Here is a 26,073-nt window from a genome sequence, read left to right on the forward strand (position 1 = left end):
GTCCTAGGTGAGGGGCTTCCGGCGTGTAGGTTCGAAGGCCCACGGGCTCCCGGGGGAGCGAGTGAGAGAGTCGGCGGGGGGAAGAGGGAAGAGATGTCCAGAGTGCCGAGATGGCTGAACCAGCTGGGCGAGAGCCTGAGCCGGATGGGTGAACGCCTCGACGAGCGCCGTGCCGAGGCGGAACGGGACGATCCGCTCGGACCCTCGTACGGAACCTCTCCCACCCCCCATGAAACCCCGGCCCCCGCCGTCACGGGGCGCCCGGACGTCGACCCGGACACCGCCGCGCCCCTCCCGGACTCCGATGCCTCCGCCGAGCCCGCCTCCGTCCCCGCGCCGCCCTCGTACGCCCCGGCCGTCGCCGCGCGCCCCGACCCCGTCGCCGCCATCCCCTGGGGGATGCGCGTGGCCGCCGAGGCGAGTTGGCGGCTGCTCGTCCTCGCCGGCACGGTCTGGGTGCTGATGAAGGTGATCAGCTCCGTGCAGCTGGTCGTCCTCGCCTTCGTCGCCGCGCTCCTCGTCACCGCCCTGCTCCAGCCCACCGTGGCCATGCTGCGCCGCAAGGGCCTGCCCCGCGGGCTCGCCACCGTCGTCACCGCCGTCTCCGGCTTCGTCGTCATGGGCCTGGTCGGCTGGTTCGTGGTCTGGCAGGTCATGGACAACATCGACAACCTGTCCGACCAGATCAAGGACGGCATCGAGGAACTCAAGCGAGGGCTCCTCAACAGCCCGTTCCACGTCACCGAGCAGCAGATCAACGTCATCGCGAAGAACCTGAGCGATTCCGTCGGCGCCAACGCCGAACAGATCACCCAGGTCGGACTCCAGGGCGTCACCGTCGTCGTCGAGGCGATGACCGGCATCCTGCTCGCCATGTTCTCGACGCTCTTCCTGCTCTACGACGGGAGGAAGGTCTGGGAGTGGACGCTCAAGCTGGTGCCCGCCCAGGCCCGGCCGGGCGTCGCCGGCGCCGGCCCGCGCGCCTGGCGCACCCTCACCGCCTATGTGCGCGGCACCGTCCTCGTCGCCCTCATCGACGCCGTCTTCATCGGCCTCGGCCTCTGGTTCCTCGACGTGCCGATGGCGGTGCCCCTGGCCGTCTTCATCTTCCTCTTCGCCTTCATCCCGCTGGTCGGCGCCGTCGTCTCCGGCGCCCTCGCCGTCGTGGTCGCCCTCGTCACCAACGGCCTCTTCACCGCCCTGATGGTGCTCGTCGTCGTCCTCGCCGTGCAGCAGATCGAGGGCCACGTCCTCCAGCCCTTCATCCTCGGCCGCGCGGTGCGGGTCCACCCGCTGGCCGTCGTCCTCGCCGTCGCGGCGGGCGGCCTGACCGCCGGCATCGGCGGCGCCGTCGTCGCCGTCCCGCTGGTCGCCGTCGCCAACACGGTCGTCGGCTACCTGCGCGCGTACACCACCGAACAGGCCCTGCGCAGCACACCGGAACCGCGCGGGGCGACCGCGTTCGAAGTGGCCCCGACCCCGGCACCGGGCTCGGCGGCCGACAAGGGGGAGAGACATACGTGATTTCCGAGCCGGAACTGGACGGCGGGGACGTCTTCGTCACCGCCGAGGTCCTCACCGAGGCCCCGCCGCCGCGCCCGCCCCGGGCCCGCCGCCCCTGGCTGTGGGCGCTCGGCGGCGCGGTGCTCGCCTCGGCGGTGTGGGGCGGGGGGCTCTACGCGTACGGGCAGAAGGAGGATCCGGGGCCGGATCTGGGCGGGTACCCCTCGCAGGTGAAGCTCTGCGAGCGGGCGAAGCTGAAGGCGCTCGGCGAGATCCTCGGCAAGCGCAGCGAGGACGGCATCGGGCCAGAGATGGACGATCCGGCCGTGTACGAGGCCTCCTGCTCGCTCACCTTCGGTGATCCGGACGCCGGGTACAGCGCCTCCCTCACGTACACCCTGCACAAGGTGACGGACCCCGGCCACGAGTTCGCGGCGCGGGCGAAGTACTTCGACCTTTCCACGCCCATCAGCGGTCTCGGGGAGCAGGCCTTCTTCAACGACTACGGTGGCGAGGGCGGGGAGCTCCGGGTCCTCGACGGCCAGGTCGAGATCACGCTGAGCATCTCCCAGCAGCACAACACCGACGCGCAGGGCAACCCGCTCGGAGAGGCGAAGCCGGTCGACCTCTCCGGGATCGACGTCCCGATGACCCAGGACATGCTGGCCCTCATGGCAGAGCTCAAGAAGTGACGGAAGGGCCCCGGGGCGCACAGCCCCGGGGCCCTTCTCGTACGGCGACGCCCTACTCGGCGAGGACCGCTTCCGCGTCGAGGGTGACGCCGACCGCCTGGATCACCGCGGCGATCTTCACGGCCTCCTGGATCGTGGCGCGGTCGACACCGGCCTGGCGCAGGACCTGCTCGTGCGAGTCCAGGCACTGGCCGCAGCCGTTGATCGCGGAGACGGCCAGCGACCACAGCTCGAAGTCGACCTTCTCGACGCCCGGGTTGCCGATGACGTTCATCCGCAGGCCGGCGCGCATCGTCCCGTACTCGGGGTCCGACAGCAGGTGTCGGGTCCGGTAGAAGACGTTGTTCATCGCCATGATCGCGGCGGCGGACTTGGCGGCCTGGTACGCCTCGGGCTTCAGGTTGGCCTGGGCCTCGGGCTCCAGCTCCTTGAGCACCTTCGGCGAGCGCGAGGCGATCGCGCAGGCGAGGACGGTGCCCCACAGCTGCTGCTGCGGGAGGTCGCTGTTGCCGATGACCGAACCGAGGTTTAGCTTCAGGTCCTTGGCGAAGTCCGGTATGGCGGACTTCAGTTCGTCGAGAGCCATGTCAGACCGTCCTTACTCGCCCGCGAGGAGAGCGGCAGCGTCGAGGGTGTTCTCGCCCTTGTTCCAGTTGCACGGGCACAGCTCGTCGGTCTGCAGGGCGTCGAGGACCCGCAGGACCTCCTTGGGGTTACGGCCGACGGAGCCGGCGGTCACCATGACGAACTGGATCTCGTTGTTCGGGTCGACGATGAAGACGGCGCGCTGGGCGAAGCCGTCCTCGCCCCGGACGCCGCAGTCGCTCATGAGCTCGTGCTTCGAGTCGGCCAGCATCGGGAAGGGCAGGTCACGCAGGTCGGCGTGGTCCTTGCGCCAGGCGTGGTGGACGAACTCGGAGTCGCCGGAGACACCGAGGATCTGGGCGTCGCGGTCGGCGAACTCGTCGTTCAGCTTGCCGAACGCGGCGATCTCGGTCGGGCAGACGAAGGTGAAGTCCTTCGGCCAGAAGAACACCACGCGCCACTTGCCCTCGTAGGCCTTGTGGTCGATCTGCTCGAACTCCTTGCCGCTCTCCAGCGACACGCAGGCGGTCAGGTCATAGGTGGGGAACTGGTCGCCGACAGTGAGCACGCGCTCTCCTTGCAGTGTGGAAGGGTCCCTTTTGGGGTCTTCCGTGAGGGGTTGGACGGCTCACAGCATGGCACGGAGTGCATTGATCAGTGAAATAGCTAGAGTGGGTCGTGTTGATCGAAGGTGGTTATCAGTGGCATCCCCGTACAGCACCCCCCACGGCCCGCACCGAGGCAAGCAGCCGAGCCTCTCCCAGCTCAGAGCGTTCGCGGCGGTCGCCGAGCATCTGCACTTCCGCGATGCGGCGGCCGCCATCGGGATGAGCCAGCCCGCTCTCTCGGGCGCGGTTTCGGCTCTCGAAGAGGCACTCGGTGTCCAGCTCCTCGAGCGTACGACGCGGAAGGTGCTGCTCTCGCCCGCGGGGGAGCGGCTCGCGGCCCGCGCGCGGACGGTCCTCGACGCGGTGGCGGAGCTGATGGAGGAGGCGGAGGCGGCCCAGGCGCCCTTCACCGGCGTCCTGCGGCTCGGCGTGATCCCCACCGTCGCGCCCTACCTGCTCCCGACCGTCCTGCGGCTGGTCCACCGCCGCTACCCCGAGCTCGACCTCCAGGTCCACGAGGAGCAGACCTCCTCGCTCCTGGAGGGGCTCGCGGCCGGCCGGCTCGACCTGCTGCTGCTCGCCGTGCCGCTCGGGGTGCCCGGCGTCACCGAACTCCCCCTCTTCGACGAGGACTTCGTCCTGGTCACCCCCGAGGGGCACCCGCTGGCCGGGCGGGACGACATCCCGCGCGAGGCCCTCAAGGAACTCCGGCTGCTGCTCCTCGACGAGGGGCACTGCCTGCGTGACCAGGCCCTCGACATCTGCCGGGAGGCCGGGCGCACCGACGGTGCCGAGGTCACCACCACCGCCGCCGGGCTCGCCACGCTCGTCCAGCTCGTCGCCGGCGGCCTCGGGGTGACCCTGCTGCCGCGCACCGCCGTGACCGTCGAGACCGCCCGTAACCCCGCCCTGTGCACCGGGCGGTTCACCGCACCGGCGCCCTCGCGGCGGATCGCCCTCGCGATGCGGACGTCCGCGGCCCGGCACGCCGAGTTCGAGGAACTGGCGGAGGCCCTGCGCGGGGCCATGGCGGAGCTTCCGGTACGGGGGCTGAGCGCGGGGGCCTGACCTCGTACGACTGGTCCCGCACGGGTGATCGCGTACGAGTGTTCCCGTGGGGGTGATCCCGTACGGGTGAGGGCGGCGGCTCCTGGCGCCCCCCGACGCCAGGAGCCGACGCCCCCCTCGTACACACGAACGGCGGGTTACTCCGTCCGCAGCCCGTCCGCGCGCATCAGCCGCCACAGCAGCGGCATGCTCAGCAGGGTCACGGCCCCGATCAGTCCGAGGCCGACCCCGACGACGGGCAGGAACGCCCACCAGTCGTCGACCTGTTGCCCGCCCGTCTTCAGCAGGACGACCCCGAGGCCGAGGCCGCCCGCCACGGCGAGGGCGAGGCCGAGGAGGATCGGCACCGCCGTCTGCCAGAGGACGGACCAGGCCAGGGTCGAGCGCCGGGTGCCGAAGGCGACGAGCGAGGAGAGCAGCCGCTTGCGGTCCCTGAGCTGTTCCAGGGTCGCGACCAGCAGCGAGGCCGCCACGAGCAGCATTGTCAGGGTGGAGCCGACGAGGATGCCGGTGCGGACGCTGGAGAACGCCGCGTCACGCTCGGTGTCCTTCAGGGTCCGCACCCAGGAGGTCGGATCGATGGCGTCCGCCGTGTTCCGTACGTGGTCCGCGGCGTCGGGCACGGCCGGGTCGAGCCGGACCATGGCCAGCGCGTCGGGCTCGTCGAGCAGACCGGCGTCGATCGCCGACGGGGTGGCCAGGACGCCGTACTGGTACATGCCCGTCGGGTCCGGGCGCGAGTCCACGACCCGGGCCGTCGTGGGGATCCGCCACTGCGGCAGCGGTGCGCCCCGCGGGCGCTTCGGCGCGCTCGGACGCGGATGCGGGTCGCGCAGGGCGACCGTGGCGCCGGGCCGTGCCGTCCCGGTGACGAGGGAGTCGTCCGGATTGCCCTGCGCGCCGTGCGCGAGGAAGACGAAGACGTCGCCGTCCGTGCAGGAGGGGAGCGTCGCGAACTCGCGGAGGGAGGCGCAGTCGCCGACCCGGAGGGAGGTCGTGGGAGCGAACTCCTCGCCGCCCTTCAGAGGACCGGGCCGCCACACCCGCGACTCGACGACGCCGATCACCCCGGTGACGCCCTCGGCCCGCGCGATGCGGTCGATCATCCCGCGGGCCTCGTCGCCCGTTTTGGCGTCGGTGCCGATCGCGATCTGGGCGCGGGAGGTGTCCTCGCCGCTGAACTGGGTGAAGTCGTTCTCCATCGCCTGGAACAGCATCTGGAGCGCGATCGCCCCGGTCGCCGCGACGACGATGCCGCTGACCGCGCGGGCCGCCGTGCCGCTGCTCAACTGGAGCCTGCGGACCGCGAGCTGCCAGGCCACCGGGCCCGCGTGCAGCCGCTTGACGCCTGCCTCGACGAGCCACGGCAGGAGCGCCGTGAGGCCGATCAGGGTGAGCGTGGTGCCGGTCACGATGCCCACGGTGTCGATGCTGGTCTCGGTCACCTGGATGTCCCCGATCAGCGGGGCGAGGAAGGCCGCGCCGGCCGCGAGGAACAGCAGCCGCCACCACAGCCGGCGGCGGCGCGGGGCGGAGACCCGGACGACGCCGAGCGGTTCGATCACCACGCCGCGCAGCGCGAAGAGGGTCACGACGACCGAGGAGGCCGGGACGACGGCGAGGATGAGCACGGCGAGCGCCGTCATCGGCACGACATCGCCGGGGTAGGCGTTGACGTCCCAGATGGTGAACGTCCCGGCGAACTGCCGGGCGACGGCGAAGAGTCCGAGGCCCACGAGGAGCCCGAGCAACGCGCTCGCGAGGGACTCGCCGGCCGCGATCCGCCGGGTGGTGGCGGTGTCCGCGCCGATCAGCCGGAGCGCCGCGAGCCGCCGGTCGCGCTGCTCGCCGCCGAAGCGGACGGCGGTCGCGATGAAGACGAGCACCGGCAGGAGCAGGACGACACAGGCGACGACGACCAGGAGCAGCAGGAACGCGTTCATCGGCTCTCCGGGCACCGACCAGCCGAAGCGCGTCCCGCGCCCGTCGAGGTTCTCCGGGTTCAGGAAGTCGACGTGGGCGACGTACCGGAGTTCGGCCGGGCCGATGAGTCCGGCGGGCCCGATCGTCCCGGCGACCTTGTAGGGGAGCCGCTCCCGGAGCAGGGCGCCCTCGGGGGAGCCGAGCAGCCTCCCGAGCGCGGGGGAGACCAGCATCTCGCCGGCCCGGGGGAACGAGGGCGCGCCCGGCGGCACCGGGGGCGCTTCGCCCTCGGGGCGCAGCAGCATGCCGCTGACGACGTCGTCCCGGTAGACGGTGGTGCGGCTGAGGTGGAGAAAGGAGTCGGGGCGGGGCGAGGTGACCTGTTCGCTGCCGTCGACGGCGCGGACCGCCTCTCGTACCTCCCGCTGGAAGAGCATGTTCGGGAAGGAGGCGGCGAGCAGCAGCAGGGCCACGCCGAAGCCGACTCCGGTCGCGGTCAGCACGGTGCGGAGCAGGCCGGAGCGGCCGCCGGTGACCGCGAACCGGGCGCCGAGCGTCAGGTCGCGGGCCCAGGTGCCGAGGCTCATGCCGCCCACTCCGAGTCCCGGACCGAGCCGTCCCGTACGACGACCTCGCGGTCGGAGTACGCGGCGACCCGGGCCTCGTGGGTGACGAGGACGACGGCGGCGCCGGTGTCCCGGGAGGCGTCGGTGAGGAGCCGCATGACCCGCTCGCCGTTGAGGGAGTCGAGCGCGCCGGTCGGCTCGTCCGCGAAGATCACGCGCGGGGCGGTGACGAGGGCGCGGGCGACGGCGACGCGCTGGCCCTGGCCGCCGGATATCTCGCCGGGGCGCTTGCCCGCGATGGAGTCGACCTCCAGGCGGGCGAGCCACTCGGTGGCCCTGGCCTCGGCGGACTTCCGATTCTCGCCGCCGAGGCGGAGCGGGAGGGCGACGTTCTCGGCGCAGGTCAGTTCGGGGACGAGCTGGCCGAACTGGAAGACGAAGCCGAAGTCGGTGCGGCGCAGGGAACTGCGCGCGCCGTCGGAGAGCGCGGTGAGCTCGCGGCCGTCGTAGGTGATGGTGCCGGCGTCGGGGCGCACGATTCCGGCCAGGCAGTGGAGGAGCGTCGACTTGCCGGAGCCGGAGGGGCCCATGACGGCGACGACCTCGCCGGCCCGGAGGGCGAAGTCGGCGCCCGCGAGCGCCGGGGTGGGGCCGTAGGCCTTGTCCAGGCCGGTGGCGCGCAGGAGCGGGGCGGAGGTCATCGGCGCACCTCCGCGGCGAGCGCGTCGAGACGGGCGGCGGTCAGTTCCAGCCAGCGCAGATCCGCTTCCAGGTGGAAGAGGGCATGGTCGCAGATGAGCTGGTCGGCGAGGTCGCCGTCCCGCTTGCGCCGGGTGAGTTCGCGCATCAGGCGCAGGTGCTCGGCGCGCTGGGAGTCGAGGAGCTCGGCGGCCCCGCGGCCGGTGAGCAGGGCCAGGACGACCTTGGTGTAGAGCGTGGACTGGAGGTACGGCTCCGGCTTCTCCGGGGTGGCGAGCCACTGGGCGACATCGGTGATGCCGGCCTCGGTGATGGCGTACCGCTTCCGCTCCGGGCCGCCGCCGGCCTCGATGCCGTCGACGACGACCAGGCCGTTCTTCAGGAGCCGGGACATGGTCGAGTAGACCTGGCCGTAGTGGAGCGGCCGGTCCTGGCCGAACTTCTCGTCGAAGGCGCGCTTGAGGTCGTAGCCGTGGCGCGGTCCGGACTCCAGGAGCCCGAGCAAGGTGTGACCGATGGACATGCGGCTCACTGTACACCGGATGTATACGCACGATGTATAGCCAGGAGTGGGGAGGTCGCTCGGTGCTCGGCGGCTCTGTGCTCACGAAGCGGAACGATTCCCTCACGCAACCATCCGGCCCGCCCGAGCGTCGGTTCCTCTGGGCGTGGGTGCTGATTCTCACGTCCCGAAAAGACGTGATCGGTTGTCCTTTGTCCGCCTCGTCGGTGTTAGCTTGCTGAGCTGATCCGGCGCGGACGGGCTCAGACCGAGGGCGACGGGACACACGACGAGCGGAGCGACGGGACACATGGGCCGACCGGACAAGGGCAAGGCGAAGAAGCACGGCATACGCCGCCTCTTCACCTGGAAGAAGCTCCTGGGCACGATCTTCGTGTTCGCGCTGCTCGGCATGGGCGCCCTGTACGTGGTCTACCTGCTGGTCCCGGTGCCGTCGGCCAACGCCGAGGCGACGATGCAGAGCAACATCTACAAGTACTCCGACGGCAAGGTCCTCGCCCGCACCGGCAAGATCAACCGCGAGATCGTCGGGCTCGAGAAGATCCCCCTGAAGGTCCAGAAGGCGTTCGTCGCCGCCGAGAACAAGACCTTCTACAAGGACAACGGCGTCGACATCAAGGGCACCACCCGCGCCGCCTGGAACACCGTCACCGGCAAGGGCAAGCAGGGTGGCTCGACCATCACCCAGCAGTACGTCAAGAACTTCTACCTGAGCCAGGACCAGACGGCCACGCGCAAGCTCAAGGAAATGGTCATAGCCGTCAAGGTCGACCGCCAGATGAGCAAGAGCGACATCCTCGCCGGGTACATGAACACGAGCTACTACGGCCGCTCCGCCTACGGTGTCCAGGCCGCCGCCCGCTCGTACTACGGCGTCGACGCCACCCAGCTCACCACCGCGCAGGGCGCCTACCTCGCCTCCCTGCTCCAGGCGCCCAACCAGTACGACTGGACCTCCGCCACCACCACCGGCCGCAAGCTCGTCGAGGACCGCTGGAACTACGTCCTCGACAACATGGTCGGCGAGGGCTGGCTCAGCGCGTCGGAGCGTGCCGGCATGAAGTTCCCCGTCCCGCAGAAGCCCAAGCCGTCCCCCGGCATGGAGGGCCAGACCGGCTACATCGTCGAGGCCGCCAACCAGGAGCTGATGCGCCAGGGCGTCAGCGAGGAGGACATCAAGGCCGGCGGCTGGACGATCACCCTCAACATCGACGAGAAGAAGCAGAAGGACCTCGTCAAGGCGGTCGACAAGCAGCTGGAGTCCAAGCTCGACCGCGAGGGTGACAAGAAGCAGGCCACCGTCCAGGCCGGCGCCACCTCCGTCGACCCGAAGACCGGCGCGGTCGTCGCGATGTACGGCGGCGTCGGCGCCACCCAGCACTGGATGTCCAACGCGACCCGCCGCGACTACCAGCCCGCCTCCACCTTCAAGCCGATCGTCCTCGCCTCCGCCGTCGACAACCACGCGCTCACCCAGGACGGCCGCGAGATAGGCCTCGGCACCATCTACGACGGCACCAGCCGGCGGCCGGTCGTCGGCAGCCCCGTCGCGTTCGCGCCGGAGAACGAGGACGACCACAGCTACGGCCCCGTCACCGTCCAGAAGGCCACCAACAGCTCGATCAACTCGGTCTACGCCCAGATGATCGTCGACGTCACCCCGGCCAAGGCCAAGAGGACCGCCCTCGCCCTCGGCATGAAGGACGGCCCCGACTTCCCCGAGACCCCCGCCATCTCCCTCGGCACCATGGGCGCCTCGACCATGGACATGGCCGGCGTCTACGCCACGCTCGACAACCACGGCCGGAAGGTCACCCCGACCCTCGTGAAGACCGCCACGCACACGGACCGCACGGTCCAGGGCGCGAAGGCGATCGGCGAGCAGGTCATCAGCCGCGAGGCCGCCGACACCGCCACCCAGGCCATGACGGGCGTCGTGCAGAACGGCTCCGGCTTCCGCGCCGCGGGCGACTACGAGGCCGCCGGTAAGACCGGCACCTCCGAGAACAACCGTTCCGCCTGGTTCGTGGGCTACACCCCCGAACTCGTCACCGCCGTCGGCCTCTTCGGCGAGGACGCCAAGGGCAACCAGGTCACCCTCACCGACACCATCAACCTCGGCCGGGCCAACGGCGGCCGCACGCCGGCCCAGATCTGGGGCGACTACACCGAGCGCGCGCTGAACGGCGGCTCGGACGCGAGCTTCGACCTGGAGATTGACGGCACCGCCCCGGACGACACCGCGCCGGAGCCCACCCGGACCACCGAGTCCCCGGAGACCGAGGAGCCGACCGAGAAGCCGACCACGGCCTCCCCGGACCCGACGGCCCCGCCGACCTCGACGGCCACCACGCCCCCGCAGCCGACGCACGACCCCGTCACCACGCCGCCGGAGCCCACCGACGAGCCGACGGAGACCGAGGAGCCGACGACCCCGCCGACCTCGATCCAGCCGCCGGACGGCGACGTCGATCCCGGCGTGAACAGCACGACGCGCCCGCCCCGCTGACGACACGACCGAAGGCCGGACCCCTTGAGCACGGGGGGTCCGGCCTTCGTCGTACGCCAGGGCCGTCCTGCGTACGTGGGTCCGGCCTTCCGTCGTACGGTACGGACCCGGCTCGTACGTACGGACTCAGCTACGGGTCGCCAGCTCGAACCAGACCACCTTGCCGCCCGAGAGCCGGGTCGCCCCCCACCGCCGGGCCAGCCGGTTCACCAGGAAGAGCCCGCGCCCGCCCTCGTCCGTGTCGCGCGCCCGCCGCTGCCGGGGCAGCTGCGGGGAGTCGTCGCCGACCTCGCAGCGCAGCACGTCGGTCCGGAGCAGCCGCAGGGTCACCGGCCGTTCCGCGTACCGCACGGCGTTCGTCACGACCTCGCTGACAAGCAGCTCGACCGAGTCCGTCAGCTCCTCCAGGTCCCAGCGGGCGAGCGCCCGCCGGGCCAGCCGCCGGGCCCGCCCCGGAGCCGCGTCCTCCGGCTCCAGGAACCAGTACGCGACATCGCTCGGCGCGATCCCGTCGAACCGGGCCGCGAGCAGCGCGATGTCGTCGTCCCGGTCGCCCGGACCCAGCATGTCGAGGACGTCGTCGCAGAGCGCCTCCAGGGGCGGCGAGTGGTCCGGGCCCGTCAGCTGCGCGGTCGCCGCGAGGCGCTCCCGCAGCTGCTCGATCCCCGTCCACACGTCCCGCAGCCGGGACTCGACGAGACCGTCCGTGTAGAGCAGGAGCGTCGCGCCGGCCGGGGCGTCCAGCTCGACCGCCTCGAAGTCCACCCCGCCGACCCCGATCGGGGCGCCGGGCGGCACCCGCAGCACCTCGGCGCGGCCGCCCAGGTGGAGCAGTATCGGCGGCGGATGGCCCGCGTTGGCGACGGTGATCCGGTGCGAGACCGGGTCGTACACCGCGTACATGCAGGTCGCCATCCGGTTCTCGCCGAGCCGCTGCGCCTGCTCGTCCAGGTGGTGCAGGACCTCCTGCGGAGGCAGGTCGAGACCGGCCAGGGTCTGCGCCGTGGTGCGCAGCTGACCCATGATCGCCGCCGAGGTCATGGAGTGGCCCATGACGTCGCCGACCACCAGCGCGACCCTGCTGCCGGGCAACGGGATCGCGTCGTACCAGTCGCCGCCGACCCGCGCCGTCTCGGCCGCCGGCAGGTAACGCGAGGCCAGCCTGACGCCGGTCGGCTGCGGCAGCGAGTCCGGCAGCATCGTCCGCTGGAGCTCGTCCGCGATGTACGCCTCGCGGCCGTACAGCACGGCCTTGTCGATGCCGAGCGCGGTGTGCGTGGCCAACTGCGCCGCCACGAGCAGGTCGTTCGGCTCGAACCCGGCCCGCTCGGGGCGCCGCAGGAACACGGCGGCACCGATCACCCGGCGCCGGCCGCGCAACGGCGCGAGGATCGCGCGCAGTCCGCCGGGCAGCGGGTGCTCGGGGCCGAGCAGTTCGCCCAGCGCCGTCTTCGCGGCCGCGGAGTCGCCGAAGACCGGCCGTACCCCGCGCAGCACTTCGGCGAGCGCCCCGCCGTTCCGTACCTCACAGAGTTCGGCCGCGGGGGTCGGATCCGGATCGGGTACGAGGACGAGCTCCTCGCCCTCCACGTCGCTTAACCGCAGCCGGTCGGTGCGGCGCAGCCGCAGCACGAAGGGCGCCACCGGGCGCTCGTCGCCCACCGGGAGCGGGTCGCGGAGGTAGACCAGGATCTCGTCGGAGAAGGTCGGCACGGTGGCCCGGCACAGGCCGAGGACGATCTCGTCCAGGTCGATGCCGCGCGCGATGCGCCGGGTCGCGGCCCCGACGAACCGCAGCCGGTCGCCCTCGCGCCGCGCCGAGGTGTCGCCGCCGTGGCTCCCGCCTCCGGGACGTTGGGGGGACACCGCGACCGCCATGGCACCGGACGCACCGGGGTGGCCGGTGGAGACGAGCCGGTGGTCCGTGCCGCCGGTACCGCCCGGGGCGTTCGGGTGGTCACCGCCGTCGGAGGCGAGCGGGTGGTCCGTGCCCCCGGGGGCGGCCGGGCCGGGGGGCCGCGGGGGCACGTCCGGGCCCGGGGGCGCGGGGGAGCCGCCCGGCTGGGCGGGCACGTCGGAGGGCAGGCCGGCCGCCGCCTCCTGGCGAGGGCGCGCGCGTTCCTGCGGCCGGGCAGCCAGGGGCTGCCGGCCTTCGTGGGAGGTGGGCTGCTCCGTCACGCGTGGGATTCCGTCCGTCCGGGCCGGTGGTGCGATGCACTCGCTCTTCTCGCCGATGCCGCGCCTTCGGCAGGGGTAAACCCCTCGTATGCAGCGGATGTGGACGTTCCGCGAGTCACGGCAACGGCAGGGGTGGGAACACCCGGGCGCACGTCCGGCAATGCTCTCCCCCTCGTGGATGACTTCTGGTCAGGTCCTGTGCTGCGCTGCGTCCTTGACGTGCTGATCGGTGGTTCTGACGTGGTGTTCGTTCCGTCTCTGCCGTGCGGAGGACGATCCTACGTTTGAACCCCGGGGGCGCATCAAGGGTCTCACGGCGCCGTGTGCGCCGGAGTGCGGTCCCAGTCCGCCGGCAGCACCGGAACCCGCCAACCAGGATCGGGCCGCCAGTGCTCCCAGCCGTCCGAGAACGGCGCCCCCCACGCCTTGATCCGCTCCACCGCGCGCTCCCCGGCCGCCCGCACCCGGGCGGCCTGCGCCGGGCTCATCAGACCGGACCGCTGGGCCTGCGCGAACTCGTCCTCGTCCCGCCACAGCCAGCTGCGGTCGGGGTAGACGGAGATGTCGAGGAAATGGTCCTCGGAGTCGAAGCCGCCGGACCACCGGACCCGCGGCTCCTCGAGGTTCACGTACCAGCTGCGGAAGCGCCAGCCGCGCTCCCAGAACAGCCACACCGACCACGGCTCGCCGGGCCGCGCCAGCTTCAGGACCCCGCTGCCGAACCACCGGGCGCGCTCGGTGGTGCGCGGGGCGGTGTAGCGGGTGGCGAGCGGCTCCTGGTGGACGGGTGTGCCGTCGGCGAGGACGGGCCGGACGCACTCGGTGCCGGGCGCCATCCAGACCGCGAGCAGTTCGGGCGTGTCCTGGACGACCGTCACCGGCCGGCAGATGTGCACCGCGCCGGTGCCGTTGCCGCGGTAGCGCCAGAGGATGTGATCCCCCGGCGCCCAGTGCTGAGAGCCGCCCGATCCTGTCATGCGCAGATCTTAGGGGCGCGCTCCCACCGCCGCTGCGGCGCAGATCACGGCGGGGTCGGCTACCGGCCGGTCACCAGGGCCAGGCACGCCGGGGCCACCAGGGACCCGTGACCCCGGGTCACGGGTGCGTCATGCGCAGCACGTCGAGCGCCTCGTCCAGCTGCTCCACCGTGAGGTCGCCCCGCTCGACGTAGCCGGACTCGAGGACCACCTCGCGGATGGTCTTCCGCTCGGCGAGGGACTTCTTCGCGACCTTGGCGGCCTCCTCGTAGCCGATGTACTTGTTCAGCGGGGTGACGACGGACGGCGAGGACTCGGCGTACTCGCGGGCCCGTTCCACGTTCGCCGTGATGCCGTCGACCGTGCGGTCGGCGAGCAGCCGGGAGGCGTTGGCGAGGAGCCGTACGGACTCCAGGAGGTTCTTGGCCATCACGGGCAGCATCACGTTGAGCTCGAAGTTCCCGGCCGCGCCCGCCACCGCCACCGTGGTGTCGTTTCCGGTCACTTGCGCGGCGACCATCAGGACCGCCTCGGGGATCACCGGGTTCACCTTGCCCGGCATGATCGAGGAGCCGGGCTGGAGGTCGGGGAGGTTGATCTCGGCGAGGCCGGTGCGCGGGCCGCTGGCCATCCAGCGGAGGTCGTTGGCGATCTTGGTGAGGGAGACGGCGATGGTCCGGAGCTGGCCGGACGTCTCCACCAGGCCGTCGCGGGCGCCCTGAGCCTCGAAGTGGTCGCGGGCCTCCGTCAGCGGCAGCCCGGTCGCGCGGGCGACCTCCGCGATGACGGCCGCCGAGAAGCCCGCCGGGGTGTTGATGCCGGTGCCCACCGCCGTACCGCCGAGGGGGAGTTCGGCGAGCCGGGGGAGGGCGGCGCGCAGCCGCTCGGCACCGTACCTGACCTGGGCCGCGTAACCGCCGAACTCCTGGCCCAGGGTGACCGGGGTGGCGTCCATCAGATGCGTACGACCGGACTTCACGACCGACGCGAATTCGGCCGATTTTCGCTCCAGGGCGGCGGCCAGGTGGTCGAGGGCCGGGATCAGGTCGCGGGTGACGGCACCGGTGGCCGCGATGTGGATGGAGGAGGGGAAGACGTCGTTCGAGGACTGCGAGGCGTTGACGTGGTCGTTGGGGTGGACCTCGCGGCCCTCGGGGAGCCGCTCGGTGGCGAGGGTGGCGATCACCTCGTTGGTGTTCATGTTGGACGAGGTGCCCGAGCCGGTCTGGAAGACGTCCACGGGGAAGTGCTCGTCCCAGCGCCCCTCGGCGACCTCCTCCGCCGCCGCGACGATCGCCTCCGCCCGGTCCTCGTCGATCACCCCGAGCTCGGCGTTCACCTTGGCCGCCGCGGCCTTGACGCGGGCCAGGGCCTCGATGTGGGCGCGCTCCAGGCGCTGGCCCGAGACCGGGAAGTTCTCCACCGCCCGCTGGGTCTGGGCCCGCCACTTGGCGTGCGCGGGGACCCGCACCTCGCCCATGGAGTCGTGCTCGATGCGGTATCCGTCGTCGTTGCCCATGGTTGGTCAACCTCCTCAAAAAGATGAGCACTTGTCTTGTTCGATGTATTCCCAAGGCGCGTACCGGCCAGTAAAAACCGTGGGTAACCCCACTTCCAGGAGGCGCAGTGAAGCGCACCAGGTACCGACTCCGCTGGCCCGTCGCGGCCGTCGCCGCCGCCGCGGCGGCCCTCGGCAGCATGACCGCCGCCGCCCCCGCCGGCGCGGCCGACACGAGCACCACGGCCGGAATCACCTCCGTACCCCTCTCCCCCGAACTGGAGGCCATCCGGGCCGCCGAGGCCACCAGGATCTACAGCAGCCCCGAGGAGCGTCCGCTCGCCCAGCGCAGGACCGGCCTGATCTCACTCGGCGACAGCGAGATCTCCGGCGAGGGCGTCGGCACGTACGAGTCACCCACCAACGGGCCCACCAACTGGTGCCACCGCTCCCCGGACGCCGCCATCCACCGCACCGGGATCCCCGCGGACCTCACCTTCAACGTGTCCTGCTCCGGCGCCTACACCGGCAACATCCGGATCGGCGGCTCCAAGCAGTACGCCGACGAGCTCGTCCAGAGCGACAACCTCGCGATCAAGGCCCGCAACACCCGCATCAAGATGGTCCTGCTCGTCGCCGGTGCCAACGACGACCTGCAGTTCGGGCCCGTCATGACCGACTGCGTCCAGCGGTACGTGCTCAGCCAGGGCCCCTGCGAGCCCAAGTACGCCCCCGGCTGGCAGGCCCGCGTCGACGGACTCGTCCCCAAGGTCGAGCAGACCGTCCGCGACCTCAAGACCGTCATGCGCGACGCCGGCTACGCCGACGGCGACTACAAGCTCGTCGTCATGGGCTACCCCAGCCCGATCGGCCCCGACTTCCACGACAACCCGAACTTCTCCGGCAAGCTGGCCTGCGGCGGCATGGGCTACGACTCCGACACCAAGTGGGGCCGCAACACGGCCGTCCCCGCCTTCGAACGCGGCATGCGCACGGTCGCCGCCGACACCGGGGCCGTCTACCTCGACAACTCGCGGCTCTTCAACGGCCACGAGGTCTGCATGGAGGACACCTGGGCCCGGGGCCTCTACATCGACCTCTCCAAGCCCGGCGGCCTCGACGAGAACTCCGTACGCCAGTCCTTCCACCCCAACAAGAGCGGCCACGGCGCCTTCGCGTCCTGCCTGACCCAGCTCTACAACTCGGGTCTGCGCGAGGCGAGCTGCGCCGACGTCGACTCCTCCGGCGCCCCGGCCCTCTTCCCGCTCGCCTGGGACGACGCGTACAAGCCGCTGAAGAACCAGGCGACCGGCAACTGCGTCGACGTCGACGCGTCCGAGTCCGCCAACGGGACCGCCGTCCTCGGCTGGGACTGCCACGGCGGCCGCAACCAGGGCTGGTGGTACGACTCCGCCCGGCGGACCGTCCACACCCAGCTCACCCAGGACCGCTGCCTGGACGTGCCCGGCGCCGCGTACCAGGCCGGCAAGGCGCTCATCATCTGGAACTGCAGCGGAGCCGCCAACCAGAAGTTCGTCCGTGACGGCGCCACCATCCGCCCCGCCGCCGCGGCCGGGCTCTGCCTCACCCAGGGCGCGGCGAAGGAGCCGATCCGGCTCCAGAACTGCGACGGCTCCGCGAACCAGAAGTTCGTGTAGGAGCCCCCGTGAACGCCGCGGCCCCTCGTCCGGTGCGGGACGGGGGGCCGCGGTCGTGTCTCCAGCTCTCCTCAGAGCGCCTTCGTCGTGCTCTTCGCCAGCTCGTAGGCGGGGAGCATCGCGCGGTGCTCGTCGGTGTCGAGCCCGCCGAGATGGACGATGACCGTCCCCTTCGGAGTGGCGACGGCGAACGCCCGCTCCTCCTTGGACTCCTCCATCAGCTTGTCGTGGACCGTGTAGGTCACCTCGGTCGCGGGCAGCGCGCCCGCCTTCGTCTCCCGGTAGGAGACGCCCGACGTACCCTTCTCCGCCTTCACGAAGCCTTCGAGAGCCACGCGCGCCGGGCCCTTCACGGCCGTCCACACCCGCAGATAGCCGATGTTCCCGGACGGCTTGGCGTCGACCTCGCAGCGGACGGTGGCGGGCCCCTGCCGGGTGAGCGCGGCGAACTCCGGGTCCTCGGGATCCTTGACCGCCTTCGGCTCCCAGGCTTCCGGGAGCGCGAAGGAGACGGGCAGCACGCAGGCCGTCCCGGGACCGCCGAGCGTGGCGGCGGCCCTGACGGCGGGGGCGGTGCCCTTCTCCGTGGCAGCCGGGGCGGCCGGCCCCGCCGGGGCGTCCGGCGCCGGGGTCGTCCCGCAGGCGGTCAGCACCCCGGCCGCCACCAGGGCGGCGGGGACGGCCGTGCGTATCGGACGTGTTCTCTCTGGCATGGCGCCATGATCCCCGACCCGGCGGGTTCCGCGCTCAGGAGAGCTTGCCGCCGTAGTCCGGGAGCTTGAAGGCGCGCTCGGCGTGACCGCCGACGAGGTCGGTCGTGTTGTTCCCGATGTTCGCGATGATCGTGTAGCCCTTGGCCTCGATCTCGGCGCGCTTCTCGGTCTTGTACGCGGAGACCTCGGCGAACAGGTCGGGGAGCGAGCGCACGTACAGCCCGTCGACCGGGTAGCCGGCCTTCTTCAGGTTCCAGTCGGTCAGGGAGTGGATGATCCCGGGCCGGGCGGTGACGAAGAAAACGGCCACCCCGCGCGCGTGGGCGTCGCGGACGAGCGCGCGCACGTCGGCGACGGCCGGGGTCGGCAGCTCCCAGAACGGGTGGAAGTCCGTCTCCAGGGAGCTGTTGTCGATGTCGAGGACGAGGGCCTGCTTCTCGCGGCCGGCGTCCTCGGCGCGCGCCTCGATGTACGGACGGGCCTCGGCGACGACCGCCGCCACGTCGCGGCGCCAGGTCGCGTAGTCGACGTCCGCGGCGGCGGCGGCCGACGTGGCGTGGGTGTCCGGGGCGGCGGCGGAGGCGGCGGGCGCGGGCCCGGCGACGAGGAGGGCCGTCAGACCGAGGGCGGTGGTGGCCGTGGCGGCGGCTTTGGCGGAGGGCATGGGGGGCTCCCGGGAGTGGTCGACCGGCTCAGTGGTTGACATGCTCGCGCCCCATACTGACCAGTAGGCGACCAGAGGGCTACCGGTCGGTAGCGACTTTCTGAGCGAAGACCGACGCGGGCGCCCGAAACGCCGGGAAACGCCGGAGCCCCCGGCCCGCACACGGACCAGGGGCTCCGGAAAAGCCGCGACGCTCGGGCGAGGCCGGGGCCGCGCACCGGGATGTGCGTGTGAGCCGCTACGACAGCTGCGACCCCTGACGCACCGGGATGTGCGTGAAGGTCGGCTCGGGGGCCGGGTTCTGGAAGAAGTCGTTGCCCTTGTCGTCGACGACGATGAAGGCCGGGAAGTCCTCGACCTCGATCTTCCAGACCGCCTCCATGCCGAGCTCCTCGTACTCGACGACCTCGACCTTCTTGATGCAGTCCTGCGCGAGCCGGGCCGCCGGGCCACCGATCGAGCCCAGGTAGAAGCCGCCGTGCGCGCCGCACGCGTCGGTGACCTGCTTGCTCCTGTTGCCCTTGGCCAGCATGACCTTCGAGCCGCCCGCCGCCTGGAACTGCTCCACGTACGAGTCCATGCGGCCGGCCGTCGTCGGGCCGAAGGAGCCGGAGGCGTAGCCCTCGGGGGTCTTCGCGGGTCCCGCGTAGTAGACCGGGTGGTCCTTCAGGTACTGCGGCATCTCCTCGCCCGCGTCCAGCCGCTCCTTGATCTTGGCGTGCGCGATGTCGCGCGCCACGACCAGCGGACCGCTGAGGGACAGCCGGGTCTTGACCGGGTACTTGGTCAGCTCGGCGAGGATCTCGTCCATCGGCTGGTTGAGGTCGATCCTGACGACGTCCTCGTCCGCGGAGAGGTGCTCCTCGGTCGTCTCCGGCAGGAAGCGCGCCGGGTCGGTCTCCAGCTGCTCCAGGAAGACGCCCTCGGCCGTGATCTTCGCGACGGCCTGGCGGTCGGCCGAGCAGGAGACGGCGATCGCGACGGGCAGCGAGGCGCCGTGGCGGGGGAGGCGGACGACGCGGACGTCGTGGCAGAAGTACTTGCCGCCGAACTGCGCGCCGATGCCGATCTTCTGCGTCAGCTCGAAGACCTTCTCCTCCAGCTCCTTGTCGCGGAAGCCGTGACCGGTCTCGGCCGAGCCCTCGGTGGGCAGCTCGTCCAGGTAGTGCGCGGAGGCGTACTTCGCGGTCTTGAGCGCGAACTCGGCGCTCGTGCCGCCGACGACGATCGCGAGGTGGTACGGCGGGCAGGCGGCCGTGCCGAGCGAGCGGATCTTCTCCTCCAGGAACTTCATCATGGAGGCCTCGTTCAGGACCGCCTTGGTCTCCTGGTAGAGGAAGGACTTGTTGGCCGAGCCGCCGCCCTTGGCCATGAAGAGGAACTTGTACGCGCCGCCGTCGGTCGCGTACAGCTCGATCTGCGCGGGCAGGTTCGAGCCGGTGTTCTTCTCCTCCCACATGGTGACCGGGGCCATCTGCGAGTAGCGCAGGTTCAGCTTGGTGTAGGCGTCGTAGATGCCCTTGGACAGGGCCTCCTCGTCGCGGCCGGAGGTCAGCACGTTCTGGCCGCGCTTGCCCATGACGATCGCGGTGCCGGTGTCCTGGCACATGGGAAGCACGCCGGCGGCGGCGATGTTCGCGTTCTTGAGGAGGTCGAGCGCGACGAACTTGTCGTTGCCCGACGCCTCCGGGTCGTCGATGATCCGGCGCAGCTGGGCCAGGTGGGCCGGGCGCAGGAAGTGCTGGATGTCGTGGATGGCCTCGGCGGCCAGCTTGCGCAGCGCCTCCGGCTCGACCTTGAGGAACGTACGCCCGTCGGCCTCGAAGGTGGAGACACCTTCGGAGGTCACCAGGCGGTAGGGCGTGGTGTCCTCTCCCAGGGGGAGCAGATCGGAGTACGCAAACTCAGGCATGACGGCGGCCATTCCTCACTCGGCAGACAGCAGCGCCGCCTCCATTGGCGGCGCGCCCTCCAGCGTATGACGCGGGGGCGGCGGCGATCCTGTGAGGTAAGGCTCACTAGGGCCCGGGACCGCACCGGAATGGCGTGCTTCCACCCGACCTGGCGACGCCGACCCGCCGACCCGCCGCTCCGCCGACCTGGGGCCCGCGACCCGGCGACCCGCCGACCGGCCGGCCCCGGCGCGTGCCCGGTTCGGCAGCGGCCACCGCAACTCGCTCCCGATCCACCTCCGATCCACCTCCGATCCGCCCCCGATCCCCTAGGGGAGGGACCAGGGTCTCTCCCTCTGGTTGCGATCTGTCGCGCGTCGCTAGGCTGGCTCCGTGGACCTCGAAAAGCAGCCCGAACCCGAGAAGCAGCCGCAGCCGCAGCGGCAGGCCGTCCCCGCGGAGCCCGCGTTCGCCGAGCCCGTTCTCGCCGATCCGCGGGGTTCGCTGCGGGCCTCGGACGCCGACCGGGACCGGATCGCGGACATCCTCAGGGACGCCCTGGCCGAGGGGCGGCTCGACCCCGAGGAGCACTCGGACCGGATCGACGCGGTCTACCGGGCCAAGACCGTCGGCGAGCTGGAGCCGATCGTGCGCGACCTACCGGGCGCCCGCACGGGCCGGGAGTCCGAGCCGGCCTTCGCCTACGGCCCCGAAGACCCCGAGGGCCCCGCGGACAACCTCGTCGCGATCTTCTCCAGCACGACCCGCAAGGGCCGCTGGCGGGTGAGCCGCCGGACGAACGCCTTCGCGCTCTTCGGGAACATCGAGGTGGACCTGACCGAGGCGATCTTCGCCCAGCGGCTGACCACGATCAACGCCACCTCCATCTTCGGCAACGTCGAGGTGCGGGTCCCGGAGAACATCAGCCTGCGCGGCAGCGGCAGCGGCATCTTCGGGAACTTCGAGGTCGTGACCCTGGAAGGGGTCGACCCGCAGGCGCCGGTCGTCGTCGTCAACGGCTACTCGGTCTTCGGGAACGTCGAGGCGAGACCCAAGCGCGGCAAGTGGATCACCGACCTCCAGGGCAGGCTCCGCAAGCACCTCGGTCACTGACGCCCAAGAGCCCCTGAAGTGACCGGAATTCGCCCTCGGGTATCCGCAGTCCGGAACGGCGGGGCACGCAGTGCATAGGCGCGCGCACAGCGGGTAGGGCTGGTGCATCGCCGCTCGCTCGCGAAGCCGTCGTCAGGAGTAGACCGTGCTGCAACTGCCGCATCAGCCCCTCCAGGTCGCCGCCGTACCCCCTCAGCGCGCCCCTGCCCGGGAGGACGAGGCCGGGCCTTGGCACGCGGAGGCGGTGTGCCGCCGGGACGAGGCCGGGCTCTTCTTCGCCCCCTCCAAGGAGCCGACCGCCGCACGGCTCGCCCGCGAGGAGGCGGCCAAGCGGGTCTGCGCACGCTGTCCCGTGATGGTCGAGTGCCGCGAGCACGCACTGCTCCAGCCCGAGCCGTACGGGGTGTGGGGCGGGCTCACGGCGGCGGAGCGCCGCGTGGTCCTCGCCCGGCGCCGGCGGCGTGAGGTGGAGCTGCGGAAAGCGGCCGCGACCGAGCGGATCGCCCAGGCGGGCTGACGGCATCACGGAGACCTTCCCCCGGTCCGTACGAGAAGGGGCGCCCCCACCGCACATGGGGGCGCCCCTCTTCGTACCGTGACCGCGCGGGCGTTACTTCGCCCGGTCGAAGTCGATCTTGCTGTACGCGCGCAGCTTCGAGAGCCGGTGCGTCGAGTCGATCTGGCGGATCGTCCCGGACTTCGAGCGCATGACCAGCGACTGCGTGGTCGCCGTCTCGGCGCGGTAGCGCACCCCGCGCAGCAGCTCGCCGTCGGTGATGCCGGTCGCGACGAAGAACACGTTGTCGCCGCCGACCAGGTCGTTCGTGGAGAGCACGCGGTCCAGGTCGTGGCCCGCGTCCAGCGCCTTCTGGCGTTCGGCGTCGTCCTTCGGCCACAGCTTGCCCTGGATCACACCGCCGAGGCACTTGATGGCGCAGGCGGAGATGATGCCCTCGGGCGTGCCGCCGATGCCCATGAGCATGTCGACGCCGGTGCCCTCGCGGACGGCCATGATCGAACCGGCGACGTCGCCGTCCGAGATGAACTTGATCCGGGCGCCGGTCTCGCGGATCTCCTTGACGATGCCCTCGTGGCGGGGGCGGTCCAGGATGACGACCGTGATGTCCTCGGGCGATGAGTTCTTCGCCTTGGCGACCCGGCGGATGTTGACCGAGACGGGGGCGTTGATGTCGACGAAGTCGGCGGCCTCGGGGCCGGTGACCAGCTTGTCCATGTAGAAGACCGCGGACGGGTCGAACATGCTGCCGCGGTCGGCGGCGGCCAGGACGGCGATCGCGTTCGGCATGCCCTTGGCGTTGAGCGTGGTGCCGTCGATCGGGTCCACGGCGATGTCGACCTCGGCGCCGGTGCCGTCGCCGACCCGCTCGCCGTTGAAGAGCATCGGGGCTTCGTCCTTCTCGCCCTCGCCGATGACGACGACGCCGTTCATCGAGACGGTGGAGATCAGGGTCCGCATGGCGTTGACCGCCGCCCCGTCCGCGCCGATCTTGTCGCCGCGGCCGACCCAGCGGCCGGCGGCCATGGCGGCGGCCTCGGTGACGCGGACCAGCTCCAGGGCGAGGTTGCGGTCGGGGGCCTCGGGGGAAACGACAAGCTCGGGCGGAAGGTGGTGGTGCTCGGTCATCGGAACGCACCTTTCTGTACGGCGACGGCCGGATAAAAGAGGGTGCTGCGACTCTATCGGTACGTCGACATAATGAGCAGAGGGGCCCACGTATGAGCACGACACCGTGATGCGACCATGGTGGGCGTGGCAGGTATGCGAGGCAGGCAGACGGTACGCGGGATGTTCCAGTCCCTCGGGGTGATCATGGTCGCCGCGGGTGTGATGTATCTCTTCATTCCGCACGATGAGAACGCCGATCCGGTCAAGGTGAAGGACTACCGGGTCGAGCTCCTCACGGCCCAGCGGGCGGCGCCGTATCCGGTGCTGGCCCCCGAGGGCCTCGGCGAGGGCTGGAGGGCCACGGTCGTCTCGTACCAGCGCGAGAAGGCCGACGCCTGGCAGCTCGGCTTCCTCTCGCCGGACACCCAGTACGTGGCGGTCAACCAGTCGACGGCGGAGCCGCGGAAGTTCGTGCCCGAGGTGACCCTGAAGGCGAAGAACACCGGGAAGACCGAGACGGTGGCCGGCCGGGTCTGGCAGCGCTGGGAGGGCCCGAAGTACGACGCGCTCGTCCGCACGGAGAACGGCGCGACGACCGTGGTGGCCGGCACGGCCTCCTTCGAGCGGCTCGCCGAGATGGCCGGCTCGCTCCAGTCGAAGAAGCTCTGAAGCGCCGGAAGCAAGGGGAAGGGCCCCGCACTCCACGAGTGCGGGGCCCTTCTCGCGTACCACTCAGACGGTGGTGACGACCTCGTCGTACGACAGGCGCGGGGAGCGCGGGAACCAGGCGTCCTCGCCCGGCTTGCCGATGTTGACGACCATCAGCGGGGTGTGGTCGTCGTCCAGGAACTCCTTCTGGACGCCGGCGAAGTCCAGGCCGGTCATCGGACCGGCGGCCAGGCCGGCGGCACGGACGCCCACGATGAAGTACGCGGCCTGGAGGGCGGCGTTCAGCAGCGCGGAGCCCTCGCGGACCGGGCGCTCGGCGAAGAACATGTCCTTGGCCTGCGGGAAGTGCGGGAGCAGGGCCGGGAGCTCCTCGTGGAACTCGTTGTCGGCGGAGAGGATCGCGACCAGCGGGGCGGCGGCGGTCTTGGCCCGGTTGCCCTCGGCCATGTGCTTCACCAGGCGCTCGCGGGCCTCGGGGGAGCGGACCAGGGTGATGCGCAGCGGGGTCTGGTTGAAGGCGGTCGGGCCGTACTTCACCAGGTCGTAGATCGCCTGCACCTGCTCGTCGGTCACCGGCTCGTCGGTGAACGTGTTGGCGGTGCGGGCCTCGCGGAAGAGGAGGTCCTGGGCGACGGCGTCAAGGGCGAGAGACATACTGCGTACCTTCCGGACTGCAAAAGGGGGGTCGCTCGTACGGGGTCAAGCGATGTCCCGACAGTACGCCGCTGATTGGTGAAAGTTCAACTAATCCATCCGGATAGTGATCCGCTTCACTGCCGAGCCCGCACCAGGGTGCGGGACCCCATGAGGCGCGTCGCGTCGGCGCTACTCCTCGCCGGCCTCCCCGTCCCCCTCCCCCTCCGCCGCGCGTTCGGCCGCCAGCGAGGCGTCGAGGCGGGCCCGCGCCCCCTCCAGACGGCGCCGGCACACCTTCGCCAGCTCCTCGCCCCGCTCCCAGAGCGCGAGCGACTCCTCCAGGGACGTCCCGCCCGCCTCGAGGCGCCGCACGACCTCGATCAGCTCGTCCCGCGCCTGCTCGTAGCCGAGGGCCGCCTCTTCGGCGCTCGTGTCCGTACCCGCTGCCATCTCCCGCTCCATCCTTCGAATCCGCTCTTGCTGAATGCCGTGGCAGGTCCCGCTCAGACGGGATCGGCCACGCGGCGCACCGTGAACTCGCCCTCGGCGACCCTGGCCCGAAGATCCTCGCCCTCGGTGACCTCCCCGGGGGAGCGGACCACCGCCCCGTCCGCGCGCTGCAGCACCGCGTACCCCCGCTCCATCGTCGCCGCCGGCGACAGCGCCCGGACCCGCGCCCGCGTGTGCGAGAGCTCCGAGTCCGCCCGGTCGAGCAGGTGCCCGAGGACCCGCCTGCTCCGGGCGAGGAGCGCCGCGATCTCCTCCTCGCGAACCTCGACCATGCGCTGCGGATGCTCCATGACGGGCCTCGCGAGCGCGTGCGCCAGGCCCCGCTCCTCCCGCTCCAGGAGGCCGCGCACGGTCCGCAGCGCCCGGTCCCGCAGCCCGCGCACCCGGTCCAGCTCCTCGCCGACGTCCGGGACGACCTTCTTCGCCGCGTCCGTCGGCGTCGAGGCGCGCAGGTCCGCCACCAGGTCGAGCAGCGGCGAGTCCGGCTCGTGCCCGATCGCGGACACCACCGGCGTACGGCAGTCGGCCACCGCCCGGACCAGCTGCTCGTCCGAGAACGGCAGCAGGTCCTCGACGCTGCCGCCGCCCCTGGCCACGATGATCACGTCCACGTCCTCGTGCGCGTCCAGCTCCTTGACCGCCTGGACGACCTGCGGCACCGCCTTCACGCCCTGCACCGCGACGTTCCGCACCTCGAAGCGGACGGCGGGCCAGCGACGGCGCGCGTTCTCGAGGACGTCCCGCTCGGCCGCCGAGGCGCGCCCGCAGACCAGGCCCACGAGGTGCGGCAGGAACGGCAGCGGCTTCTTCCGGTCGAGCGCGAACAGCCCCTCCGAGGCCAGGCTCCGCTTCAGCTGCTCCAGGCGCGCGAGCAGCTCGCCGATCCCGACCGGCTTGATCTCCACGGCCCGCAGCGACAGCTGCCCGCGCGGCGCGTACCACTCGGGCTTCGCGTGCACGACGACCCGGGCGCCCTCCGAGACGACGTCCGCGACCGCGTCGAAGACCTGGCGGTAGCAGGTGACGCCGATGGAGATGTCGTACGAGGGATCCCGCAGCGTCAGGAAGACGACCCCGGCGCCGGGGCGCCGCGAGAGCTGCGTGATCTGCCCCTCGACCCAGATCGCCCCGAGCCGGTCGATCCACCCCCCGATCAGCCGGGAGACCTCACCGACGGGAAGCGGCGCTTCTGCGGACGTAGTCAGACCCATGGACCGAGCGTAACCGCGAGGTAGGACAACGTCAGCGGCGCGTGACGCCCG

The 26,073-nt window shown here is 71.5% G+C and carries 23 protein-coding genes; 8 read left to right on the forward strand and 15 right to left on the reverse strand.

The window, feature by feature from the left end:
• Positions 1-93 precede the first annotated feature (93 nt).
• Both ACZ51I_RS15510 and ACZ51I_RS15515 read left to right on the forward strand, forming a co-directional pair.
• A complete protein-coding gene (locus ACZ51I_RS15510; protein WP_468875819.1) occupies positions 94-1,524 on the forward strand; it encodes an AI-2E family transporter in 1,431 nt (476 codons plus the stop codon).
• Entirely contained in the window at positions 1,521-2,195 is a 675-nt protein-coding gene (locus ACZ51I_RS15515) for a hypothetical protein (RefSeq protein WP_468875821.1), read from the forward strand. The genes ACZ51I_RS15510 and ACZ51I_RS15515 overlap by 4 nt, the downstream gene beginning before the upstream one ends.
• A 52-nt stretch (positions 2,196-2,247) precedes the next feature.
• On the opposite strand, the gene ACZ51I_RS15520 is transcribed toward ACZ51I_RS15515, so the two are convergent.
• Together ACZ51I_RS15520 and ACZ51I_RS15525 are read right to left on the reverse strand one after the other, a co-directional pair.
• Positions 2,248-2,781 (reverse strand): alkyl hydroperoxide reductase, encoded by a 534-nt coding sequence (locus ACZ51I_RS15520; protein ID WP_030222466.1) that lies wholly within the window; start codon positions 2,779-2,781, stop codon positions 2,248-2,250.
• 12 nt (positions 2,782-2,793) lie between these two features.
• Positions 2,794-3,348, reverse strand: a complete 555-nt coding sequence (locus tag ACZ51I_RS15525) for a peroxiredoxin (RefSeq protein ID WP_468875824.1) — start codon at positions 3,346-3,348, stop codon at positions 2,794-2,796.
• 133 nt (positions 3,349-3,481) lie between these two features.
• On the opposite strand from ACZ51I_RS15525, the gene ACZ51I_RS15530 reads away from it, so the two are divergent.
• Positions 3,482-4,456, forward strand: coding sequence for a hydrogen peroxide-inducible genes activator (locus tag ACZ51I_RS15530; RefSeq protein WP_468875826.1), 975 nt, complete (start codon positions 3,482-3,484; stop codon positions 4,454-4,456).
• Positions 4,457-4,593: 137 nt separating this feature from the next.
• Here ACZ51I_RS15530 and ACZ51I_RS15535 read toward each other — a convergent pair whose 3' ends face one another.
• Genes ACZ51I_RS15535 through ACZ51I_RS15545 form a run of 3 tightly spaced genes read right to left on the reverse strand, consistent with a single transcriptional unit; the run spans position 4,594 to position 8,167 of the window.
• The gene (locus ACZ51I_RS15535) at positions 4,594-6,966 is read right to left on the reverse strand and encodes an FtsX-like permease family protein (protein WP_468875828.1); all 2,373 of its coding nucleotides are present in this window, start codon (positions 6,964-6,966) and stop codon (positions 4,594-4,596) included.
• On the reverse strand, positions 6,963-7,646 hold the full coding sequence (locus tag ACZ51I_RS15540) for an ABC transporter ATP-binding protein (protein ID WP_468875830.1): 684 nt from the start codon (positions 7,644-7,646) through the stop codon (positions 6,963-6,965). Before ACZ51I_RS15540 ends, ACZ51I_RS15535 begins: the two co-directional genes overlap by 4 nt.
• Positions 7,643-8,167, reverse strand: a complete 525-nt coding sequence (locus ACZ51I_RS15545; RefSeq protein ID WP_468875832.1) for a PadR family transcriptional regulator — start codon at positions 8,165-8,167, stop codon at positions 7,643-7,645. Before ACZ51I_RS15545 ends, ACZ51I_RS15540 begins: the two co-directional genes overlap by 4 nt.
• 289 nt (positions 8,168-8,456) lie before the next feature.
• Between ACZ51I_RS15545 and ACZ51I_RS15550 the strand changes: the two genes are divergently transcribed.
• The gene (locus ACZ51I_RS15550) at positions 8,457-10,676 is read left to right on the forward strand and encodes a transglycosylase domain-containing protein (protein WP_468875834.1); all 2,220 of its coding nucleotides are present in this window, start codon (positions 8,457-8,459) and stop codon (positions 10,674-10,676) included.
• A gap of 126 nt (positions 10,677-10,802) precedes the next feature.
• Here the strand turns inward: ACZ51I_RS15550 and ACZ51I_RS15555 are convergent, their stop codons facing one another.
• From ACZ51I_RS15555 to ACZ51I_RS15565, 3 genes are all read right to left on the reverse strand, one after another.
• On the reverse strand, positions 10,803-12,854 hold the full coding sequence (locus ACZ51I_RS15555; protein ID WP_468875836.1) for a SpoIIE family protein phosphatase: 2,052 nt from the start codon (positions 12,852-12,854) through the stop codon (positions 10,803-10,805).
• A gap of 311 nt (positions 12,855-13,165) precedes the next feature.
• The gene (gene fomD, locus ACZ51I_RS15560; protein WP_468875838.1) at positions 13,166-13,831 is read right to left on the reverse strand and encodes a cytidylyl-2-hydroxypropylphosphonate hydrolase; all 666 of its coding nucleotides are present in this window, start codon (positions 13,829-13,831) and stop codon (positions 13,166-13,168) included.
• A gap of 118 nt (positions 13,832-13,949) precedes the next feature.
• Positions 13,950-15,350: a class II fumarate hydratase gene (locus ACZ51I_RS15565; RefSeq protein ID WP_468875840.1), complete on the reverse strand. Its 1,401-nt coding sequence runs from the start codon at positions 15,348-15,350 to the stop codon at positions 13,950-13,952.
• Positions 15,351-15,457: 107 nt separating this feature from the next.
• Between ACZ51I_RS15565 and ACZ51I_RS15570 the strand changes: the two genes are divergently transcribed.
• The gene (locus ACZ51I_RS15570; RefSeq protein ID WP_468875842.1) at positions 15,458-16,987 is read left to right on the forward strand and encodes a ricin-type beta-trefoil lectin domain protein; all 1,530 of its coding nucleotides are present in this window, start codon (positions 15,458-15,460) and stop codon (positions 16,985-16,987) included.
• 71 nt (positions 16,988-17,058) lie between these two features.
• Here the strand turns inward: ACZ51I_RS15570 and ACZ51I_RS15575 are convergent, their stop codons facing one another.
• The 3 genes from ACZ51I_RS15575 to ACZ51I_RS15585 all read right to left on the reverse strand — a co-directional run bounded on the left by ACZ51I_RS15575 (position 17,059) and on the right by ACZ51I_RS15585 (position 20,276).
• On the reverse strand, positions 17,059-17,700 hold the full coding sequence (locus tag ACZ51I_RS15575) for a lipoprotein (protein WP_468875844.1): 642 nt from the start codon (positions 17,698-17,700) through the stop codon (positions 17,059-17,061).
• A gap of 34 nt (positions 17,701-17,734) precedes the next feature.
• Positions 17,735-18,364: an HAD family acid phosphatase gene (locus ACZ51I_RS15580; protein WP_468875846.1), complete on the reverse strand. Its 630-nt coding sequence runs from the start codon at positions 18,362-18,364 to the stop codon at positions 17,735-17,737.
• Between the two features lie 238 nt (positions 18,365-18,602).
• Positions 18,603-20,276: a fumarate hydratase gene (locus tag ACZ51I_RS15585; protein ID WP_468875848.1), complete on the reverse strand. Its 1,674-nt coding sequence runs from the start codon at positions 20,274-20,276 to the stop codon at positions 18,603-18,605.
• 373 nt (positions 20,277-20,649) lie between these two features.
• Between ACZ51I_RS15585 and ACZ51I_RS15590 the strand changes: the two genes are divergently transcribed.
• A complete protein-coding gene (locus ACZ51I_RS15590) occupies positions 20,650-21,369 on the forward strand; it encodes a DUF1707 SHOCT-like domain-containing protein (RefSeq protein WP_468875850.1) in 720 nt (239 codons plus the stop codon).
• Positions 21,370-21,514: 145 nt separating this feature from the next.
• The gene (locus ACZ51I_RS15595; RefSeq protein ID WP_030692804.1) at positions 21,515-21,886 is read left to right on the forward strand and encodes a WhiB family transcriptional regulator; all 372 of its coding nucleotides are present in this window, start codon (positions 21,515-21,517) and stop codon (positions 21,884-21,886) included.
• A 93-nt stretch (positions 21,887-21,979) separates the two neighbouring features.
• On the opposite strand, the gene glpX is transcribed toward ACZ51I_RS15595, so the two are convergent.
• Positions 21,980-23,014 carry a class II fructose-bisphosphatase gene (gene glpX, locus ACZ51I_RS15600; RefSeq protein WP_468875853.1) on the reverse strand — a complete coding sequence of 345 codons (1,035 nt, stop codon included), beginning with the start codon at positions 23,012-23,014 and terminating at the stop codon, positions 21,980-21,982.
• A 117-nt stretch (positions 23,015-23,131) separates the two neighbouring features.
• On the opposite strand from glpX, the gene ACZ51I_RS15605 reads away from it, so the two are divergent.
• Positions 23,132-23,665: a DUF4245 domain-containing protein gene (locus ACZ51I_RS15605; protein ID WP_468875855.1), complete on the forward strand. Its 534-nt coding sequence runs from the start codon at positions 23,132-23,134 to the stop codon at positions 23,663-23,665.
• 63 nt (positions 23,666-23,728) lie between these two features.
• Here the strand turns inward: ACZ51I_RS15605 and ACZ51I_RS15610 are convergent, their stop codons facing one another.
• The 3 genes from ACZ51I_RS15610 to xseA all read right to left on the reverse strand — a co-directional run bounded on the left by ACZ51I_RS15610 (position 23,729) and on the right by xseA (position 26,022).
• Positions 23,729-24,319, reverse strand: a complete 591-nt coding sequence (locus ACZ51I_RS15610) for a malonic semialdehyde reductase (RefSeq protein WP_468875857.1) — start codon at positions 24,317-24,319, stop codon at positions 23,729-23,731.
• Between the two features lie 171 nt (positions 24,320-24,490).
• A complete protein-coding gene (locus ACZ51I_RS15615) occupies positions 24,491-24,751 on the reverse strand; it encodes an exodeoxyribonuclease VII small subunit (protein ID WP_468875859.1) in 261 nt (86 codons plus the stop codon).
• A 53-nt stretch (positions 24,752-24,804) separates the two neighbouring features.
• Positions 24,805-26,022 carry an exodeoxyribonuclease VII large subunit gene (gene xseA, locus ACZ51I_RS15620; RefSeq protein WP_468875861.1) on the reverse strand — a complete coding sequence of 406 codons (1,218 nt, stop codon included), beginning with the start codon at positions 26,020-26,022 and terminating at the stop codon, positions 24,805-24,807.
• Positions 26,023-26,073: the final 51 nt, after the last annotated feature.

It is taken from the genome of Streptomyces sp. NPDC034084, from assembly GCF_055575535.1.

Coding starts and splice junctions, on each gene's coding strand:
- ACZ51I_RS15510 (WP_468875819.1), top strand. CDS start 94: ATGTCCAGAGTGCCGAGATGGCTGAACCAGCTGGGCGAGAGCCTGAGC.
- ACZ51I_RS15520 (WP_030222466.1), bottom strand. CDS start 2,781: ATGGCTCTCGACGAACTGAAGTCCGCCATACCGGACTTCGCCAAGGAC.
- ACZ51I_RS15535 (WP_468875828.1), bottom strand. CDS start 6,966: ATGAGCCTCGGCACCTGGGCCCGCGACCTGACGCTCGGCGCCCGGTTC.
- ACZ51I_RS15540 (WP_468875830.1), bottom strand. CDS start 7,646: ATGACCTCCGCCCCGCTCCTGCGCGCCACCGGCCTGGACAAGGCCTAC.
- ACZ51I_RS15545 (WP_468875832.1), bottom strand. CDS start 8,167: ATGTCCATCGGTCACACCTTGCTCGGGCTCCTGGAGTCCGGACCGCGC.
- ACZ51I_RS15550 (WP_468875834.1), top strand. CDS start 8,457: ATGGGCCGACCGGACAAGGGCAAGGCGAAGAAGCACGGCATACGCCGC.
- fomD (WP_468875838.1), bottom strand. CDS start 13,831: ATGACAGGATCGGGCGGCTCTCAGCACTGGGCGCCGGGGGATCACATC.
- ACZ51I_RS15565 (WP_468875840.1), bottom strand. CDS start 15,350: ATGGGCAACGACGACGGATACCGCATCGAGCACGACTCCATGGGCGAG.
- ACZ51I_RS15575 (WP_468875844.1), bottom strand. CDS start 17,700: ATGCCAGAGAGAACACGTCCGATACGCACGGCCGTCCCCGCCGCCCTG.
- ACZ51I_RS15580 (WP_468875846.1), bottom strand. CDS start 18,364: ATGCCCTCCGCCAAAGCCGCCGCCACGGCCACCACCGCCCTCGGTCTG.
- ACZ51I_RS15585 (WP_468875848.1), bottom strand. CDS start 20,276: ATGCCTGAGTTTGCGTACTCCGATCTGCTCCCCCTGGGAGAGGACACC.
- glpX (WP_468875853.1), bottom strand. CDS start 23,014: ATGACCGAGCACCACCACCTTCCGCCCGAGCTTGTCGTTTCCCCCGAG.
- ACZ51I_RS15605 (WP_468875855.1), top strand. CDS start 23,132: ATGGTGGGCGTGGCAGGTATGCGAGGCAGGCAGACGGTACGCGGGATG.
- ACZ51I_RS15610 (WP_468875857.1), bottom strand. CDS start 24,319: ATGTCTCTCGCCCTTGACGCCGTCGCCCAGGACCTCCTCTTCCGCGAG.
- ACZ51I_RS15615 (WP_468875859.1), bottom strand. CDS start 24,751: ATGGCAGCGGGTACGGACACGAGCGCCGAAGAGGCGGCCCTCGGCTAC.
- xseA (WP_468875861.1), bottom strand. CDS start 26,022: ATGGGTCTGACTACGTCCGCAGAAGCGCCGCTTCCCGTCGGTGAGGTC.